The following is a 19,257-nucleotide window of genomic DNA, read 5'->3' as shown; positions in this document are numbered from 1 at the left end:
TCACCGGGCAGGCGCCGGGCCGCGGCCGGGTCGCGGCCGGGTCGGCGCCGGTGGGCTGATCTGCTATTTTCGCCATGCTTCGACGCGAACCGTACAAGCGTGCGGTTTCGCATGCCCGCACGGGACCCCGGCCGCGAGCCCGGCCCCGAGGCGGGCACGGCAGTAGGTCGACCAGCGGGGGGACGGGATCCATGAACGCGTACGCGGGCTCCGACGGGCCTGGCCTGTACGGGCCGTACGGGCCGCCGGCGGGCGGGTCCCTGTTCGGGGTGAACCCGGTGGACCTGGACGCGGCGGCGAAGGTCGCCAAGGACACCGGTGAGGCGATGCCGGGCGAGCTCAAGCACATCCACGAGCCCTCCGACACGGCGGTCGCGGCGCTGTCGGGCTGGCGCACCGGGGCGTCGCTGCACGCCTGCACGGCGGCGTGGGAGGAGTGCCTGAACAAGCTGGCCTCGGAGGTGGACGGGGTGAGCCTGAAACTGGGCCAGACCGCCGGCAACTACCGCGGCACCGACACGGGCAACGCCGGCGCCCTCAAGCCGCCCGGCGCCGGACCCTACGCGCCGGCGGTGAACTGATGGTCACCCTCGCCCAGCTGCGCGACGCGGACCTGTCCTCCCTGGCCGGCGCCGCCGGCGCCTACGACACCCTGGCCGGCGCGTTCGGCAAGCACGTCCAGGCGATGGACACCGAGGTCACCAAGCACGTCTTCAACAGCCAGTGGGTCGGCACCGCGGCCGGCGCCGCCAACGCCTCCCTGCAGCGCACCAGCGGGCGCCTGGACGCCGCGCACACCGAGATGTCCGCGGTCTCGGGACTGCTGCGCGAGGCCTCGGAGAGCTTCCAGCTGGCGCAGTCCAAGCTGAAGGAGGCCCTCCAGGAGGCGCAGGGCGCGGGGCTGACGGTCGCCGAGGACGGCACGGTCAGCTGGCCGGCGCCCTCGCAGGCCGAACGCCACGACCCCGGCTACGACACGCCGCAGCGGGCCAGGGCCCTGGCGGATCGCATCTCCCACGCCGTCACCGAGGCCGACGGCGCCGACCAGAAGATCGCCAAGCTGCTGGACGACCTGACCGTGCGGGCCCGCACCGGCACCGGACTGGACCTGACGCAGGCCGGCGCCGACCGCAAGGCCGTCGACGAGCTCGGCACCGGCCTGATGGCCGCCGGCTGGCCGCCCGCCGGCGCCGCCCCCACCGAGGTCAACTCCTGGTGGAAGGGCCTGACCCCGGACGAGCAGCAGCGCCTGCTCCAGGCCCACCCCGACCTGCTGGGCCTGCGCGACGGCATCCCCGCCACCGCCCGCGACCAGGCCAACCGCCTCAACCTGGCACACCTGATCGACACCTACGAGCACAAGCCGAACCCGTCGGACGACGACAAGCAGAAACTGGACGGCTTCCGCGCGATCCGGGACAAGCTGAACGTGCAGAACGGCAAGCAGCCGCCCGCGTTCCTGCTGGGCGTCGGCGAACAGGGCCAGGGCCGCGGCATCCTGTCCTTCGGCGACCCCGACACCGCGAAGAACGTCAGCGCCTACGTGCCGGGACTGGGCACCACACTGTCCGCCGTCGGCGGCAAGGACGCCGACCGGGCCCTGAACGTGTGGACCGCCGCGCACAACGCCGACCCCACCAGCGCGACCGCCTCCATGGTCTGGCTCGGCTACGACCCGCCGCCCGGACTGGAGAAACTCGCCGACGGCGACACCCGGCCCCTGGACGTGATGGACACCGACCGCGCCGCCAAGGGCGGCGCCGCCTACGACACGTTCATGGCCGGACTGCGCGCCACCCACGAGGGCACCCCCGCGCACCTGGTCGCCCTCGCCCACAGCTACGGCTCCACCACCGTGGGCCTGGGCGCACAGCGCCCCGGCGGCACCGGCGCCGACGACATCATCCTGGTCGGCTCCCCCGGCACCGGCGCCGCCAACGCCTCCCAGCTGCACATCGACCCCCACCACGTGTGGGTCGGCGACGCCGAGAACGACCCGGTCAGCCACCTGCCCTCCAAGGGCCGCGTCTCCAACGACCTCGGCGGCGTCCTGGGCGGCGCCTCCGCCGGCCCGCTCGGCATGCTCGGCGGCGGCTACATCGCCGACAAGGTGTACGACTGGTTCGGCCCCGACAACCAGCTCTGGTTCGGCCAGGACCCCGCCGGCGAGGAGTTCGGCGCCAACCGGTTCAAAGTCGCCGACGGAGCGGAGAACTCCTTCCAGTCCCACTCCGACTACATGACCGACCCCGGCGAGAAGGACTCCAAGACCCTGGAATCGGTCAACAACATCGGCCAGATCGTGGCCGGCCGGTACGACAACGTGAAAACCCAGGGCCAGCGATGAACCAGACCCCCCACCAGACCCCCCGGCCCGTCCCCCGGCCCGCTTCCCGGCCGGCGCCCCTGGCCGCGGCCTGCGCCGCCCTCGCCCTCGCCCTGACCGCCGGCGGCTGCGCCGCCACCGGCGGCGGGGGCGGGGGCGGGGACACCAGCGCGACACCCGGCCCGCTCATGCAGCCCGCACAGGCCCTGCACCGGCTCGACGACCTGCTCCAGGAGGCGACCTCCGGCATCCAGCCCGCACTGCGCTACCGGGACGCCTGGCCCGACTGGCGCGAGCAGTACGCCAAGGGCCTGGACGAGCACTCCCTGGGCTACGCCCGGGCCTCACGCCGGCGCAACATCACGACCAAGGTCGCCCCCGCCAAGTACGGCGCCCTGCTCGACGCGGTACGCGGCACCTGGCAGACCAAGGGCTACCGCCTCACCACCGGCCCCGACAGCGTGGCCGCCACCACCCCCGACGGCGCAAGCCTCGGCATCACCATCCACCCCTACGCCGGCAACATCGACATCAGCGCGGCGGTGGGACCCATCCCGCTCCCCCACGGCGCCGACCCCTTCGGCACCCCCACCCCCGAACCGACCCTGCCCGGCGGCAGCCCCGACATCCTCCCCGCCTACGACGACCCCTACTGGTCCACCTGACCCGCCCCCGCCCGCCACACCCTCCCCGGACCCGCCGTCCCCTCGCCAGGACCCGCCCCTCCCCAGGGCCCGCCCCCGCCCCCTCGCCAGGACCCGTCCCCTCGCCAGGACCCGCCCCGCCCCCGCCGCGTGACCCCGCACCAGCCGAAGGCCCCCGCCATGACCCCCGAACAGGCCGTCCACACCCTCGACGCGCTCCTCGACGAGGCGATGTCCGCCATCCGCCCCCCGCTGCGCCACCGGGACGGCTGGCCGCGCTCCACCGAGCAGACCACCGGCGGCCTCCAGGACCGCTCCCTGGGCTACGCCACCGCCACCCGCGAACGGCACGTCACCACCCGGGTCGCCCCCGCCAAGTACGGGGCGCTGCTGGGCGTCACCGAACGCGGCTGGCAGGACCGCGGCTACCGGATCACCGCCGTCAACCCCCGCCAGCCCGCCATGTTCGCCACCACACCCGCCGGATACGGCGTCGCCGTGCTGTTCGGCGCCGCTGGGAACATCACCTTCCAGGCCACCGTCGGCCCCATCCCCGTCATCCGCGACCGCGACCCCTTCGGCACCTACGTGCCCGAACCGACCCTGCCCGACGGCACCCTGGACGTCCTGCCCCGCCACGACGACCCGTTCTGGTCCGCCTGAACGCCAGACCCGTTGGCGGGCACACCCGCAGACCCGCCGGCGAGCGGCACCGGCAGGCTCACCGCCAGCCCCGCCGGCAGACGCACCGGTGAGCGCACCGGCAGACCCACCGGCAGACGCACCGGTGAGCGCACCGGCAGACCCACCGGCAGACGTGCCGGCAGACGCACCGGCAGACGTGCCGGCAGACGTGCCGGCAGACGTGCCGGCAGGCACGGTGGCGGCACCCCACGCCCTCCCGCGTCCGAGGGATGGCCGCCCGGCGTCCGGGACCGGGCGCGCGCAGTAGGATCGGCGGCGTTGTCACCACATTCCACGCTGGTAGGAGGCTTTTCATGGCTCAGGTCACGCTGAAGGGGAACCCGGTCCAGGTCGGCGGCGCGCTGCCCCAGGCCGGCAGCCAGGCCCCGGCGTTCACGCTGGTCGGCGAGGGACTCGCCGACACCTCGCTGCAGGACTTCGCCGGCAAGCGCAAGGTCCTCAACATCTTCCCCAGCATCGACACCCCCACCTGCGCCACCTCGGTGCGCACCTTCAACGCCAAGGCCGGCTCGCTGGCCAACACCGTGGTGCTGTGCATCTCCGCCGACCTGCCGTTCGCGCAGGCCCGCTTCTGCGGCGCCGAGGGCCTGGACAGCGTCCGGACCCTGTCCACCCTGCGCGGACGCGACTTCCACGAGAACTACGGCGTGGCCCTGGCCGACGGCCCGCTGGCGGGGCTGACCGCCCGCGCCGTCGTCGTCCTGGACGAGAACGACACCGTCCTGCACACCGAACTGGTCGCGGAGATCGCCGACGAGCCGAACTACGAGGCCGCGCTCGCCGTCCTCGCCTAGAACCGATGCCGGTGACTTTGCGGTCTTCCACGGCCCTCTGGCCGAAACACTGCCGCAGGTCAGCGGCTCGCGATCGTTGCTAAGTCACCGGCATCGCGCCTAGAACCCCCGCGGCACACCCGCCCCCGGCCCCGGGCCGGCCCGCGCACACCGCCCGCGCACGCCGCCCGGCCCGCCCCCCAGGTCTTCACCAAGGAGGGCGGGCCGGGAAGGGGGCCGGGCGGGCCGGGAACAGGGGCGGGTCAGGTGATGGAGGCTCCCGAGTCGATGCTGATGACCTGTCCGGTCATGCAGTCCTGGTCGAGGAAGAGCCCGATGGAACGGGCGACCTCCTGCGGGGTCACGAACCGCGGCACCGGCACCTTCTCCCGCATCCCGGCGACCACGTGCTCGGGCAGGGTGTCCGTCATCCCCGTGATCATGAACCCGGGCGACAGCGCGTTCACCGTCACCCCCCGGCGCCCGCACTCCGCCGCCAGCGTGCGGGTCAGCCCGATCAGCCCCGCCTTGGACGCCGCGTAGGCGGTCTGCCCGGCGGTGGCGATCAGCGCGGACGGGGAGACGATGTTGACCACCCTGCCCCAGCGGGCCCGCAGCATCGCCGGCACGCACACCCGCGCGGTGTGGAAGGAACCGACCAGGTTCGTGTCGATCACCTGCCGCCACTGCGCCGGATCCTGCATGGCCATCAGCGCATCCCTGCGCACCGCCCCGTTGTTGACGAGCACGTCCACCGGGCCCAGCGCCTCGGTGATCCGCTCGTACATCGCGGTGACCTGCGCGTAGTCCGCGACGTCCCCACTGACCAGGACATGGTCGCCGGCCAGCTTGCCCGCCACCTCCTCCGCGCCCTGGCGGGCACTGTTGTAGTGCACCGCGACCCGGCACCCGGCCGCGTCCAGCGCCAGCGCCAGCTCCCGGCCCAGCCCCCCCGAAGCGCCGGTCACCAGCGCCACCGGGGACGCCGGCCGCTGCCCGAAAGCACCCTTGCCGCTCACCGCGCCCCTCCCCACGTCAACAGGACCGAACCCCACGTCATCCCGGCACCGAACCCGGCCAGCAGCACCGTGTCCCCGTCCTGGATACGCCCGGCGTCCAACGCCTCCGCCAGCGCGATCGGGATCGACGCCGAAGCGGTGTTGCCGTACCGGTCCAGATTCGCCACCAGACGGTCCGCGGGAATCCCGGTATGGGCGAGCACCGAGTTGATGATCCGGATGTTCGCCTGGTGCGGCACCACATGGTCCACGTCCGCCGGCGTCAGCTTCGCCTGCTCCAGCGTCTCGCGGATCGTACGCACCGTGTAGCGCACCGCGTTCAGGTAGATCTCGTTGCCGTTGATCTGCGCGTAGTGCAGACCGCGACGCACCGTCTCCTCGGTCGTGGGCATCCGCGAACCCCCCGCCAGGACCTTCAGACTGTCCTTGCACGAGCCGTCCGCGCCCAGGTTCCACGCCAGGACCCGCTCCACCGGGCCGGGCTGCAGGACCACCGCACCGGCCCCGTCACCCACCAGGATCGACAGGTCCCGGTCCGCCGGGTTCGCGGTCAGCGTGTGGGTGTCCGAACCGATCACCAGGATCGGCCGCGGATCCATGCGCAGCAGACCCACCGCCGTCACCAGCGCGTACACGAACCCCGCGCACTCGGAGTTCACGTCGTGCGCGCTGCCCGCGATGCCCAGCTCGTCGTGGACGAACGCCGACGTCGCCGGCGAGGGCTGCTCCGGCGTCGCCGTCGCCACGATCAGGTGCGCGATGTCCGCACCCGACAGCCCCGCCCGCTCCAGCGCCCGGCGCCCGGCCTGAACCGCCATCGACGCGGTGCTCTGCCCCGCCCCGACCGCCCGCCGCTCCCGGATCCCGCACCTGGAGACGATCCAGTGCTCGTCCACACCGAAACGCTCCGCCAGCTCCACGCTGGTCACCACGCGCTCGGGGACCGAGATCCCCCACCCGGTGATGTCGAAGCCGCTCATCGAGCAGTGCCCCGCGCTCAGACGCCGGCCTGGCCCACGAGCGCCAGGATCCGCTCGTGCACCACCCGCAGCGTCGTCGTGTCGTCGATGTCCGCGAACAGCGACTCGTCCGCCGGAATGTGCGGGTACTGGTTCTGGAACCCGTACAGCCACTCCATCAGATCCAGCGAGTCCACGTCCGCGATGTGCTGCAGCGCCGCGTCCGCGTCGATCTCCTGCGCTCCGGAGACCGCCTGCAACTGCGCGGCCAGGTCCTCGATGGTGGGGATGTCGGACATGAGTGATCGTTCCTTCCTGGACGCCCCGGAACGGGCGCCAACACGTGATGAGGCAGAACAGACCCGGAGAACACACCCCCGGGGGGTGACGGACACCGCCACCGCGCACCCCGCCGCCCACAGGCCACGGGACGCACCGCGACGGAACCCGAAAACCCCCCGGGGAAACCCGGGAAGGCCGTGGGGGCCGCGTGTCTTGTCGAAACCGCATGAAACCCACCCCCACGCAAACGCCCCGCAACCCCGGCCCCCCACCCACGCTTGCGCACCGCTTGCGAGACACGCGCTTACCTGACCCGAGACACCGCACCCACACGCACGACACCCACCACCCACCACCGCGCCGCACCGGGAGGGAACGACCCGCACCACCCCCCACCGCGACGCACCACGGCCCGGACACCGCACCGCGACGCGACCCACCGCACCACCCCGCACCGCGACGCGGACACCGCACCGCACAACGCCGCACCGCACAACGCCGCACCGCCGGCGACCGTGCCGGGACCCACCGCACCAGGAACGCACGCACCGGGGACGCACCACACCGCACCGCGACGCACCGCGGCGTGGACACCGCACCGCCGGCGACCATGCCGGGACCCACCGCACCAGGGCCCTACCGCGCCGGGGACGCACGCACCGGGGACGCACGCACCGGGGACGCACCACACCGGGCACGCACCGCGTCAGGGCGGCCCGGCCACCACACGGACGCCCGCCAACCGCCCTCACCGGCACCAACGCCCGCACCGCACGGGACCGACCACCGCCACCGACACGGCCGTCCACCCGGGCAACGGCGCCCCCGGCCCCACCGCCCGGCCGAGCCCGGCCGGGCACCACCCGGCACCACCCGGCCCGGCCGAACACGGCCGAGCCCAGTCCAGTCCACCCGATCCGCCATCAGAACAGGGGCACACCCGCATGACCACCGCCGAGACCCGCTCCATCAACCCCGACGTCGACGCGATCCGCCACCACTACGAGGTCGGCAACGACCTCTACCGGCTCATCCTCGGCCCCACCATGATGTACTCCGGCGGCTACTGGGAGGACGGCGAGGACCTCGTCGCCACCCTCGACGAGGCCCAGGAACGCAAGCTCGACGTCTTCACCGACCTCGCCCAGGCCGCCGGCAAGGCCAAGGTCCTGGACATCGGCTGCGGCTGGGGCACCATGCTCAACCGCCTCACCACCGTCCACGGCGTCCAGCAGGCCGTCGGCGTCACCCTCTCCCGCACCCAGGCCGACTTCGTCGCCGCCCTCGACAACCCCGCCATCCACGCCCGCGTCGAGAGCTGGGAGGACCACAAGGCCGAAGGCGAGCCCTACGACGCCGCGTTCTGCATCAACGCCCTCGAACACTTCGTACTCTCCTCCCTCACCCCCAAGGAGCGCACCCAGCGCTACCGCGTCTTCTTCAAGCAGGTCCACTCCCTCCTCAAGCCCGGCGCCCGCTTCGTCCTGCACACCATGACCGTCGAGAACCCCCCGCTGCGCCGCCAGCTCCTGGACGACCTCAAGTTCCTCCAGCGCGAGGAGTTCGAAGGCTGCCACATCCCGCGCCTGCCCGAACTCGCCGCCGGCCTCGACGGCCTCTTCGAGGTCACCGAGATCCGCAACGAACCCGAGTCCTTCGCCCGCGCCTGCCGCGCCTGGCTCCAGCTCCTGGCCGCCCGCCGCGACGAAGCCGTCGCCATGGCCGACGAGACCACCGTCCAGCGCTTCGAGCGCTACCTCGACATCTTCGCCTACACCCTCGAAGACCACATCTTCAACAACTTCCGCGTCACCCTCACCCGCCGCGCCTGAAAGGGGACACCCCGGCCATGACCACCACCGCCGAACACCCCGCCCCCTCCGGCGCCGACCAGCCCGAACCCGCCGGCGCCACCACCCACCCCGACACCACCGCCGTACGCCACCTCAAAGTCGCCATCATCGGCGCCGGCATCTCCGGCCTGGGCACCGCGATCCGCCTCCTGCAGACCGGCACCGACGACTTCCTCGTCTTCGAACGCGCCACCGACCTCGGCGGCACCTGGCGCGACAACACCTACCCCGGCTGCGCCTGCGACGTCCAGGCCCACCTCTACTCCTTCTCCTTCGCCCGCAACCCGGAGTGGAAGTCCACCTTCGCCACCCAGGCCGAAGTCCACGCCTACCTCAAGGACACCGCCCACCGCTTCGGCGTCGAACCCCACCTGCGCTACGGCCACGAACTCCTCGACGCCCACTGGGACACCGACCACCGCCACTGGCGCATCCACACCACCCACGGCCGCTACACCGCGCAGATCCTCATCACCGGCACCGGCTACCTCTCCGAACCCGCCGTCCCCGACCTGCCGGGCCTGGCCACCTTCACCGGCACCCTCTTCCACTCCGCCCGCTGGCGCCACGACCACGACCTCACCGGCCGCAACGTCGCCGTCATCGGCACCGGCGCCTCCGCCATCCAGTTCGTCCCCGCCATCCAGAACCAGGTCGCCCGCCTCGACCTCTACCAGCGCACCCCGCCCTGGGTCGCCCACAAACCCGACAAGCCCAACACCCCGCGCCACACCTGGATGCTGCGCCACCTACCCGGCTACCAGCGCTTCCGCCGCGCCTTCAACAAGAACGGCCGCGAGATCGTCGCGTTCTTCATGTCCCGCCCAGGCCGCACCACCGGCATGAAGAACATGGCCGCCGGCCACCTCAAGAAATCCGTCCCCGACCCCGGCCTGCGCCAGCGCCTCACCCCCGACTACACCGTCGGCTGCAAACGCCTCCTCTTCTCCAACACCTGGTACCCCGCCATCCAGCAACCCAACGTCGACATCGTCTCCGACACCATCACCGACATCGGCCCCACCCACATCACCACCGCCGACGGCACCACCCGCACCATCGACACCATCATCCTCGCCACCGGCTTCACCGCCACCGACCGCCCCGTCGCCCGCCGCATCCACGGCCGCGACGGAGCCACCCTGCGCGACACCTGGCACACCCACGGCATGAAAGCCCACCGCGGCACCACCATCCACGGCTTCCCCAACCTCTTCATGCTCCTGGGCCCCAACACCACCCTGGGCCACTCCTCCCAGACCGTCATGATCGAAGCCCAGATCGCCTACATCATCGACGCCCTCAAAACCATCGACACCCACGGCATCACCTCCGTCGAGGTCCGCCCCGAAGCCCAGAACACCTACAACCAGACCCTCACCGACCGCCTGAAGAACACCGTCTGGAACACCGGCGGCTGCCAGAGCTGGTACACCGACCAACACGGCAACAACCCCTCCATCTGGCCCACCTACACCTACCGCTTCCGCCGCCAGACCCGCCGCTTCGACCTCCTCAACTACCAACGCGCCACCGTCACCCACACCACCCCCTAACCCCCACCCCCCTGCCCGGCACACAGGCACACGGGCACACGGGCACAACCACACAGGCACACCCAACACGGCCGGGCGGCACCCGCCCACCCACGGACCCCGCCGCCCGGCCGGCCCACACCCCAGGAACACCCCACCGGAAACCAGAACCGGACACACAACCGACAACCGAACACCCACACAGCCCCCACCACCTCAGGGACCCACCCACCCGCCCTCACACACTAACCACCACCAGGCCGCCCACCCGGCCGCCAACCCCAGAACATCACACCATCAGACACCCACACCACGAACAGACACACACCACCCCAACACCCACCCCTACCCGAACAGGACCCCCATGCCCAACCCCAACCTCACCAGGCGCACCCTCCTCACCACCACCGCCACCACCGCCCTCATCACCGCCTACAACACCACCACCCGCACCTGGGCCACCACCAACACCCCCACCACCCACGGCCACCTCTCCCCCGTCCCCACCCTCGACGGCACCCTCACCACCGACACCGCCACCCTCACCGAATTCAGCCACGACTTCGGCCGCCTCACCACCAACACCCCCCACGCCGTCCTCAAACCCGGCTCCGACCAAGACATCATCAAAATCATCAACTACGCCCGCTGCAACGGCCTCAAAGTCGCCATGAACGGCCGCAGCGGCACCGACAACGACCTCGAATCACACTCCAACTACGGCCAGGCCTCCCCCGCCGGCGGCATCAGCATCGACGCCCGCACCCTCAACCGCATCCACACCATCACCCCCACCAACGCCACCGTCGACGCCGGCGTCACCTGGGCCCAACTCACCGACGCCGCCCTCGACCAAGGCCTCACCCCACCCTGCCTCACCGACTACCTCCACCTCTCCATCGGCGGCACCATCAGCATCGGCGGCATCGGCAACACCGTCCAAAAACACGGCCTCCAAGCCGACACCGTCGAATCCATCGACATCATCACCGGCACCGGCCGCCTCCTCACCGCCACCCCCACCAAAAACCGCGACCTCTTCCACGCCGCCCTCGCCGGCGCCGGACAATTCGGCATCATCATCCGCGCCACCGTCAAACTCATCCCCGCCCCCCAACGCGCCCTCGTCTTCAACCTCTACTACAACAACCTCACCACCTACCTCACCGACCAACAAACCATCCTCAACGACGGCCGCTTCCACACCCAAATCGGCGAAATCATCCCCCGACCCGACACCACCCCCCACTACAAAATCGAAACCGCCACCTACTACAACGGCACCACACCCCCCAACCCCACCCCCCTCCTCACCGGACTCAACCCCGACCCCGGCCAAACCACCATCACCGACCAGACCTACCGCGAATACACCTACCGCGCCGACACCTGGACCCAAAACCTCAAAAACCTCGGCTACTGGAACCAACCCAAACCCTGGCTCAGCCTCTTCCTCCCCGCCACCCAAGCCGCCAACTTCATCACCTACGCCACCCCCCTCCTCACCCCCGAAACCCTCGGCCAAGGCCTCCTCCTCTTCTACCCCTTCCCCACCAACAAAATCACCCACCCCTACGCCATCACCCCCAACGAACCCACCACCTACCTCTTCGACCTCCTCACCTTCCCCCACCCCAACACCAACCCCACCACCCAACTCACCCACAACCGCACCCTCTACGACCACGCCACCACCCTCGGCGCCAAACGCTACCTCGTCGGCGCCATCCCCCACATGACCCCCACCGACTGGAAAAACCACTACGGCCCCCAATGGAACAACCTCACCAACACCAAACACAAATACGACCCCACCCACACCCTCACCCCCGGCCAAAACATCTTCCCCTAACAACACAAACACACAAAAACACACACAGGAACACGCACAGGAACAGACCCACAGAAACACAGACACAGGTAACGCACACAAACACAGACACAGACACAGGTAACGCACGCAGACACAGACACAGGCACAGGAATAGGCGCACAGGCCACGAGCCACCGGCCGCAGGCACACAAGCACAAGCACAAGCCACGAGCACCGAGCACAGGCACAGGCGCCAACACAGGCATAGACATAGGCACACAGGCACCGGCATAGCCCCACAGGCCACGAGCACCGACAAATAAACACACAGGCACGCAAGCACCGACACAGGCACAAAAACGCCGACACGCGGCACACGGAAACGTCGGCACGCAGGCACGCAAACAGAAGACACCAGAAACACGGCAGCCCAGACACAAGAACACACGCGCAGGCACAAGCACACAGCAGACATGCGCCAATAAAACAAGCAGACACAAAAACACAAACAGACCAACAAGCAAACCACAGACACAAGCAACAAACGCCGGACCGCAGACGGCAAGCGGTGAACGGCAAGCGGCAAGCGGCAAGCGGTGAACGGCAAGCGGTGAACGGCAGGCGACAGACAGAAAAGAAATACAGACCAAAATACCAATAAACCAGAAGACCCTAAGGCTCGAACGCCCGAAAAAAGAACTCAGGAACGCAAGGCACCAGAACTCCAGGAACCCAGAAAAAGACAGGAGGGCCCGCCATCCACACCTACGACCTCGTCAACGAAGCCGTCATCCACGCCCCCACCCACCAGGTCTGGAACCACCTCATCGCCGAACTCAACGGCACCACCACCTGGTGGACCCCCCACAACACCCACCAACCCGGCAACCCCACCCCCGAACACCCCGGCGGCACCACCCACATCACCGTCCACCCCAACGGCCACACCAAACCCGGACCCAAAATCCACTTCACCGCCACCACCACCCACATCACACCCCCACACACCCTCACCACCACCCACACCGGCCACTTCACCGGCACCACCACCTACACCCTCACCCCCACCCACAACAACCAACACACCAAACTCACCATCACCTTCACCACCACCCCCCACGGATGGCCCACCCTCCTCCCCAAACACACCATCCCCAACCAACACACCAAAGCCACCCACAACGCCCTCACCAACCTCAACCACCAACTCACACACAACACAAACACAGACACCCGATAGCCACCCGCGGCCCCCTCGTGCCCGACCCGCGACTCGCGCACAGACCACCTGCTCACCGCCAACTCCCGTGAAGTCGACCGCGGGAGCTGGCGAACCGGGCCACCCGTCGAAACCGCCCCCGCGACGGGCGCGACCCGGGACCTGCTTTCCGCCCGTCGCTCCGACTACTACTGACAGCCGTCGCCCACTCCGCGCCCCGCCGGCCCCGCGCGAACAACGCCCGCCCCAGCCCTACCGGCTGTCACCCCGGCCCGGCACAATCACCCGTATGACGATCACCCCGAGCGCGCCGCCTCCGCGCAGCACTCCGGTCGCCCTCGCCCGCAGTTTCCTGACGGGGGCCGTGATCGGGGGCTCGCTGGCCGCGCTCGTCGTCGGCGTGGTCGTCGAGAAGGTGCCCTTGTTCATCGGGGGTTTGGGACTGCCCATCGTCTACGGCCTGTTGCTCCTCCTCGCCGGGGCGCCGCGGCGGGCCCGGGAGGCGGCGGTCGTGCCCCGGACAGCGCTCGCGATGATCGAGAGCCTGCGCGCCATTGGGGGTGAGACGAGCGACGTGCCGGTGCGGTTCGATCTCACCGTCGCACCGGACGACGAGCCGGCCTACCGCGTCGGGATCACTCAGGACATCAACCTGGTCGACCTCCCCGACTACCGGCCGCGCGGCGTCCTGGTGGTGAAGTATCCGCAGGACAGGCCGTGGCGGGTGAGGATCGTGAAGCGGCCGACCCCGGAGTGGGAGGAGCGGGCGGCCGGCGCTCAGCTGGATTCGGCTCCCGAGTCGACCATGGTGACCGAGCCTCCCGAGGGCCGTTCGACCGGCTTCGTCGGGCTCTTCGGCCTGCTGCTCGCCGCGGCTGCCGTGGTCTTCCTGTTCCGCGTGGACCTGTTCGAACAGCAGGACTCCGCTTCTCCGGCACCGACGGTCACTTCGACGTGGTCGACCACGGTGGTGTCGTCCGGGACCGGGACTGTCTCCCTCGGGCCGGACCAGTCGTTCCTCGACGACGGCGAACTGCGCAAGGCCATCAACTCCCTTACCGAGGGGAAGGATCCGCGCCAGGCGATCACCGTCTTCGCGCAGGAACGCGTGCTGTCGGTCGTGTTCTCCCCGAGCGGCACGAAGGCCCCCCAGTTCGATCCGCTGTCCCTGCCCTACGAGCGGTTCCCGGCCCTGGTCAAGGAGGCCGAGACGACGCTCGGCGTCCACTCCCCGACGTCCTGGCAGATCACCGCCGACCATCTCGCCGGCTCCCTCACGATCAGGGTCGGCGTGACCGGGCCCGAGGGCAGTGCCTCGCTGGAGGCGAACGGTGAGGGCCAGGTGGTGCGACGCACCCCGGCACGCTGATCACCCCGCTTCACCCGCGCTCGACGCGCTTCGACATCAAGACTGCTTTCCACCAGCCGACTTGGGCCGGCCGCCGCGGCTCCCCACCGGCCCGGACGTGGTAGATCTTGCACGCGACGGGTTGCCACGGCAGCGAGGAAACCCCGGCGGACCGTACCCGGAGGGACAGGAGGAGGACACATGGGCTGGCACGACTGTCTGGCGCTCTGGTGCGGGGTGTTCGGCACATTGGCACTGCTCGGGTACGGGCGGTCGCTGGCGGGGGTGACCCGAGCCCAGCGGACGGTCCGGGTGATGGGACGGATCGAGCGGGTGCAGGAGCCGCGGCACGGAGGTTCCGAGGGGGACGGCATAGCGGTCGTCGTCACCTTCCAAGACTCCTCCACCGGGCAGGAGTTCACCGTGACGAACGACGGTGACTGCGGCGACAGGATCAACACGGCCTGGACGGGCCGGGAGATCGGGATCCGCTATCCGCCCGGGAGACCGCACGCCTTCCGGTTCACCAACGACCTCTGGGCCGGCCGCTACGGGCTCGGCTGGCCGAACTTCGCGGTGTTCCTGATCTACGTCGGGCTGGTGGTCGTCGCCGCGATCGACTGGGGCTGGCCGTGGGCCCTGATCGGTGTCGGCGCGCCGTGGAGCGTGTTCCTCGCGTGCTCCCTGCCCCAGGAGGTCCGCCAGGCGCGGAGCCGGTTCGACACCCTGGCCGCGATGGTTCCCGTTCCGGGCCGTGTGGTCGCCGTCGTCAGGAACGTCCGCACCGACGAGGACGGCTACACGTCCACCAGCCAGACGCCGGTGGTCGCCTTCACCACCCACGAGGGCGTGGCCGTCACCGCCTACTGCTTTTCGGGCCTGCCGGACCCGACCAACTCGTACGGCCGGAACGTCACGATCCACTACTCCCCCGCCGACCCGGCCGACTTCACCCCGGACCTCGCGTCCGCACAGCGGTCCTGGAGGAGCGGAGTCACCAGCGGCATCGTGGGCCTTCTCGTCACGGCGTCGGCGGCAGTCGTGGGAGCGGTCCTGCTCTGACACCCAACGGCCGTAGCACCATCGGCCAGCGAACCGTCCTCAGTCACGGGGCCGGTCCCGGAGCCGTCGTCGGCCTGCGGCATCCTGGCCCGATGAATGCACCGAGGGCCCAGTGGGTCAACACGACACATGACTGGTCGAGCGCCGTCGATACGGACCATCTCGCGCACATCAGGCAGAACCCGGCGAAGTTCGCTCCGGACGGACCCTGGCACCTCGTCCTGGAAGTCCTCGGCTATGCGGCCGACGAAGCGTCAGTCAGTGGCGGCGGGCGCTGTGTCCTCGTTCTCCACGCCGACGGCTCGCTGTCCGTCAGGGATGACGGGCGGGGCACCGACACCCGGGTGGACGAGCGGGGCCGGAGCGTGAAGAAGCCGGTCATGGCGACGAAGGACCTTCGGTTCTTCGACTCCCCACAGGCCGAAGTGCTGCCCGACGGTCATCCCCGGCGCGGCATGTCCGTCGTCGCAGCGCTCAGCGACTGGCTCGTCCACACCAACCGCCGTCTCAACGGAGCCTGGACCCAGCGCTACGAACTCGGCATCCCCGTCACCGGCCTGGAGCCCATCGAGGTGGACGGCACGACCGGGACACTGGTCCACTTCAAGCCGAGCGCACCAGTCGGCCCGCTCACCACCCCAACGCTCACCGGCCCGACACTCACCGGCCCGACGCCGGACGACCTCACACACCTGGCCGCGACCTGGCCGCAGTTGGAGGTCCAGCTCGACGACCGGCGTGGGCCGTACTGACATTCGAGATATCCAGGACATCTGAGATATCTGGCCGGCAGCTGTCCGAGCTCCCGTGTGCCAGGTCCTCCCGCGTCTCAGGTCAGGCTCGCGGCCTGTTCCCCTGCCTTCCGGGGCGTCCTCTCGCGACGCGGGAGCAGCAGCGGGGTGGCGAGGAGGAGGATTCCGGCGGCGGCGATCGCGGTGCGGGGGCTGGTGGTGGCGGCCAGCAGGCCCCAGAGGGCGGTGAGGGCCGCGATGGCGGCGCTGCTGCTGATCGACCATGCGGCGAGGGTGCGGGCGAGCTTGTCGGGGTCGATCTGTTCGAGCCGGTGGGTGGCCAGCAGCGGATTGAACAGGCCGCAGCAGGTGACCAGCCCGAGCTGGACGGTGACGATGAGGACGATCCCGGGGGCGCCGGGCTGGACGAACGCCAGCCCGATGGGCCAGCACGCGCGCAGCACTCCGGCGGTGAGCAGCGTCCGGTGCTGTCCGAAGCGCGTCGCGAGCGGGCGGGCGAGGCGTGAGCCGAGCAGGCCGCCGACGCAGGGGGAGGCGAACACGAGGCCGTACTGCCAGGGTGCGTAGCCGAGGCGGCCGAGGAGGAGTACGGCCATCAGCGGTTCGGCGGCCATGATCAGGCCGTTGACCACGATCGTGTTGAGGAACAGCGGGCGCAGTGTGGGGTGGGCGAGGATGTGGCGCCACCCTTCGAGCAGGTCCCCGGCGCGCAGCCGTGGTGCGCCGGTCGGCGCGGGGTGCGGTTCGGTGCCGCCGATGGCGCGGATGCCGAGGGCCGAGAGCAGGTAGCTGAGGGCGTCGGCGACCACGGTCACCACCGGGCCGAACAGTCCGATGGCGGCCCCGCCGAGCGGTGGCCCGATGGTGGTGGCGGTCCACGTCGTCGATTCGAACCGACTGTTCGCGACGAGCAGGCCCTGGGCTGGCACGAGCGTCTTGAGGTACGCGCCGCCGGCGGCCTTGAAGGCGATGTCGGCCGCGGCGGTGACGACGGAGACGACGAGGAGCTGGGCGAAGCTGAGCCGGCCGAGCGCGAACGCGGCGGGGACGCTCAACAGCACCGCGAACCGGGTCAGGTCCATCGCCATCATGACCGGCCGTTTGCGCCGGAACTCCATCCACGGACCGAGCGGCACAGCGACCAGGGCCCCCACTGCCCGCCCCGCGGCGGACAGCAGCGCCACCTGGGTCGGTCCGGAGTGCAGCACGAGGATAGCGAGGAGGGGGAACGCGCCGAATCCGAGCCCCGAGCCGTAGGAGCTGACCGCGAACGCCGCCCACAGCCATCCGAACCGTCGCCCCAGTGCCCGCCGCCCGTTCATGCCCGTACGCCTTTCGCCGATCCGAACAACCACCCGATGACCACCGGCATCAAAGCGGATGGCGAATGGCGGGATCAAACAACCGATCCGCCGGGAAGGCACAACCATCCGTTGTGTGGCCACGATGGGCGGCGTGGATCTCGACGCTGTGCGGGTCGACGGCGACGGCTTCGACCAGTTGCCCTGGTGGGAGCGTGCCGGAGGCACCGGCACGACGAGTGCGCGGTGCCTCCAGGCCGGGCGGGTGGGGTCAGGCGCGGACCAGGGCCCAGGCGCCGAGGCCGCTGCACCCGCCGGCGCTGTACGTGGCGGCGCGGAAGCCGGCCGGGATGGGCGAGCTCGGGCAGGTCCACAGGCCGACGCGCGCGAGGTTGTGCCGCCAGGACCCGACGCCGTTGCAGCCGTTGCGGATGTGGTCGGTGATGACGTACCCGGGGACGATCGGCGAGCCCGAACAGGTCCAGATCCCGTCCTTGACCGGTTCCTGGAACGGCCACACCCTGCGGGGAGGAGGTGTGCACGACATGTGCCGATCGCATGAACAGGCAATCTTGGCCCAAAGTCGCCCTGCGCACGGGAGCCCGTCAGGTCGGAGCGGTGGAAGCTGCGAGGTGGAAGCCCTGCGGGGGAGGCCGCGCGGTCGATGACGAAAGCGCCTGCGCCTGGCACCCGCAGGTCAGTCGGAGCAGAATCACGTCCATGTTCACGACCAATCGCCTGACGATACGCCAGTGGCAGCCCGAGGACCGCGAGCGGGCACTCGACATCTACTCCCGCTGGGAGGTGACGCAGTGGCTGGGCCGCGATCCCCGCACCCTGGAGAACCTCACTGACGCCGAGGCGACGATCGAACGTTTCCGCTCCCGCTCGGCCGACCCGCGCTTCGGCATCTGGGCGGCGGAACGGAAGGACACCGGCGTGGTCGCCGGCTCCGTCCTGCTCGCCCCGATCCCGGACGGCGACGGAGAGGTCGAGGTCGGCTGGCACCTCCATCCGGACAGCTGGGGGCAGGGCTACGCCACCGAGGCCGCGCAGGGCGTCGTGGCCAAGGGATTCGCGGACGGCCTGGCCGAGATCCACTCGGTGGTCCGGCCGGACAACCGGCCGTCGCTGGCCGTCTGCCACCGGCTCGGCATGACCGCGCTGGGCCGCACCACCCGCTGGTACGGCATGGAGTTGGAGGAGTTCCGACTCACCCCCTGACGGGGATCCGGGCAAGGACAGCCCGTTCGGCTCGCCCGTCGCCCGGGCGGGCCGGTCCGCCGGATCCCGGCGCCGATTCGGTGACGGGTGGTCAGGTGAGGTCAGTCCCGGGGATCATCCCGTTCCCGTGTCGCTATCTGAGCGCATTAAGCCCGGATAGGCCGGTTCGCCCCCTTGAGGAGGACTTCGCATGCGTCGTCGCACGACCTGCCCCGTCTTGACCGCAGCCGTCGCGCCGGCCTTCGTGCCGCTCGCGGGCTGCACCGGTGTGGGCAGCGACGCTGCCGCGCCGGCGGTCTCCGCGCCTCCCCCGCCGGAGCAGGCGTTCGGCCCGAACTGCGCTGCGGGCGGCCTGCTGCTGACGCTCCGCCGGACCCGCCGCTGACCGCCGCCCTGCCGGTTCCGGGCACACCCGGGACCGGCAGGATTCCGGCTCCGTCGG

At 70.5% G+C, this 19,257-nt stretch carries 19 protein-coding genes; 14 read left to right on the top strand and 5 right to left on the bottom strand.

Translation table 11 applies throughout. The annotated features are described in order from the left end of the window. Positions 1–191 precede the first annotated feature (191 nt). The 5 genes from ACIP37_RS31755 to tpx all read left to right on the top strand — a co-directional run bounded on the left by ACIP37_RS31755 (position 192) and on the right by tpx (position 4,469). Positions 192–581, top strand: a complete 390-nt coding sequence (locus ACIP37_RS31755; RefSeq protein ID WP_363632285.1) for a type VII secretion target — start codon at positions 192–194, stop codon at positions 579–581. Next, complete coding sequence (locus ACIP37_RS31750; protein WP_363632284.1) at positions 581–2,347, top strand: alpha/beta hydrolase; 1,767 nt, start codon at positions 581–583, stop codon at positions 2,345–2,347. The genes ACIP37_RS31755 and ACIP37_RS31750 overlap by 1 nt, the downstream gene beginning before the upstream one ends. After that, a complete protein-coding gene (locus ACIP37_RS31745; RefSeq protein ID WP_400810522.1) occupies positions 2,344–2,991 on the top strand; it encodes a hypothetical protein in 648 nt (215 codons plus the stop codon). Before ACIP37_RS31750 ends, ACIP37_RS31745 begins: the two co-directional genes overlap by 4 nt. Positions 2,992–3,150: 159 nt before the next feature. Next, on the top strand, positions 3,151–3,633 hold the full coding sequence (locus tag ACIP37_RS31740; RefSeq protein ID WP_363589039.1) for a hypothetical protein: 483 nt from the start codon (positions 3,151–3,153) through the stop codon (positions 3,631–3,633). A 335-nt stretch (positions 3,634–3,968) separates the two neighbouring features. Further along, positions 3,969–4,469 carry a thiol peroxidase gene (tpx, locus tag ACIP37_RS31735; protein ID WP_063350790.1) on the top strand — a complete coding sequence of 167 codons (501 nt, stop codon included), beginning with the start codon at positions 3,969–3,971 and terminating at the stop codon, positions 4,467–4,469. Positions 4,470–4,711: 242 nt separating this feature from the next. Here the strand turns inward: tpx and ACIP37_RS31730 are convergent, their stop codons facing one another. The 3 genes from ACIP37_RS31730 to ACIP37_RS31720 are packed head-to-tail and all read right to left on the bottom strand — an operon-like array spanning position 4,712 to position 6,725. Further along, entirely contained in the window at positions 4,712–5,467 is a 756-nt protein-coding gene (locus tag ACIP37_RS31730) for an SDR family NAD(P)-dependent oxidoreductase (protein ID WP_400810524.1), read from the bottom strand. Next, positions 5,464–6,447: a beta-ketoacyl-ACP synthase 3 gene (locus tag ACIP37_RS31725; protein WP_363589035.1), complete on the bottom strand. Its 984-nt coding sequence runs from the start codon at positions 6,445–6,447 to the stop codon at positions 5,464–5,466. Before ACIP37_RS31725 ends, ACIP37_RS31730 begins: the two co-directional genes overlap by 4 nt. A gap of 17 nt (positions 6,448–6,464) precedes the next feature. After that, the gene (locus ACIP37_RS31720) at positions 6,465–6,725 is read right to left on the bottom strand and encodes a hypothetical protein (protein ID WP_063350787.1); all 261 of its coding nucleotides are present in this window, start codon (positions 6,723–6,725) and stop codon (positions 6,465–6,467) included. A gap of 927 nt (positions 6,726–7,652) precedes the next feature. Here ACIP37_RS31720 and ACIP37_RS31715 point away from each other — a divergent pair. The 7 genes from ACIP37_RS31715 (at position 7,653) to ACIP37_RS31685 (ending at position 16,290) form a co-directional block, all read left to right on the top strand. Then, positions 7,653–8,540 (top strand): class I SAM-dependent methyltransferase, encoded by an 888-nt coding sequence (locus ACIP37_RS31715; RefSeq protein ID WP_363589033.1) that lies wholly within the window; start codon positions 7,653–7,655, stop codon positions 8,538–8,540. Positions 8,541–8,557: 17 nt separating this feature from the next. After that, complete coding sequence (locus ACIP37_RS31710) at positions 8,558–10,117, top strand: NAD(P)/FAD-dependent oxidoreductase (RefSeq protein WP_363632279.1); 1,560 nt, start codon at positions 8,558–8,560, stop codon at positions 10,115–10,117. Positions 10,118–10,460: 343 nt separating this feature from the next. After that, complete coding sequence (locus ACIP37_RS31705; protein ID WP_363632278.1) at positions 10,461–11,948, top strand: FAD-binding protein; 1,488 nt, start codon at positions 10,461–10,463, stop codon at positions 11,946–11,948. Between the two features lie 718 nt (positions 11,949–12,666). Next, complete coding sequence (locus ACIP37_RS31700) at positions 12,667–13,149, top strand: SRPBCC family protein (protein WP_400844938.1); 483 nt, start codon at positions 12,667–12,669, stop codon at positions 13,147–13,149. Between the two features lie 268 nt (positions 13,150–13,417). Further along, positions 13,418–14,497, top strand: a complete 1,080-nt coding sequence (locus ACIP37_RS31695) for a hypothetical protein (protein WP_400812129.1) — start codon at positions 13,418–13,420, stop codon at positions 14,495–14,497. A 180-nt stretch (positions 14,498–14,677) separates the two neighbouring features. Beyond that, positions 14,678–15,538 (top strand): DUF3592 domain-containing protein, encoded by an 861-nt coding sequence (locus ACIP37_RS31690; RefSeq protein WP_363589708.1) that lies wholly within the window; start codon positions 14,678–14,680, stop codon positions 15,536–15,538. A 92-nt stretch (positions 15,539–15,630) separates the two neighbouring features. Beyond that, positions 15,631–16,290, top strand: coding sequence for an ATP-binding protein (locus ACIP37_RS31685; RefSeq protein WP_400812131.1), 660 nt, complete (start codon positions 15,631–15,633; stop codon positions 16,288–16,290). 77 nt (positions 16,291–16,367) lie between these two features. On the opposite strand, the gene ACIP37_RS31680 is transcribed toward ACIP37_RS31685, so the two are convergent. Continuing rightward, entirely contained in the window at positions 16,368–17,612 is a 1,245-nt protein-coding gene (locus ACIP37_RS31680) for an MFS transporter (RefSeq protein ID WP_400812133.1), read from the bottom strand. A gap of 250 nt (positions 17,613–17,862) precedes the next feature. Beyond that, positions 17,863–18,138 (bottom strand): hypothetical protein, encoded by a 276-nt coding sequence (locus ACIP37_RS31675; protein ID WP_400812135.1) that lies wholly within the window; start codon positions 18,136–18,138, stop codon positions 17,863–17,865. Between the two features lie 173 nt (positions 18,139–18,311). On the opposite strand from ACIP37_RS31675, the gene ACIP37_RS31670 reads away from it, so the two are divergent. Beyond that, complete coding sequence (locus tag ACIP37_RS31670) at positions 18,312–18,815, top strand: GNAT family N-acetyltransferase (protein ID WP_400812136.1); 504 nt, start codon at positions 18,312–18,314, stop codon at positions 18,813–18,815. A gap of 190 nt (positions 18,816–19,005) precedes the next feature. After that, positions 19,006–19,200: a hypothetical protein gene (locus ACIP37_RS31665; RefSeq protein ID WP_363588681.1), complete on the top strand. Its 195-nt coding sequence runs from the start codon at positions 19,006–19,008 to the stop codon at positions 19,198–19,200. Positions 19,201–19,257 lie beyond the last annotated feature (57 nt).

The sequence above is a fragment of the Kitasatospora sp. NPDC088861 genome (assembly GCF_044750105.1).
GTDB lineage: Bacteria > Actinomycetota > Actinomycetes > Streptomycetales > Streptomycetaceae > Kitasatospora.
This window is presented reverse-complemented; position numbering and strand designations above follow the sequence as displayed.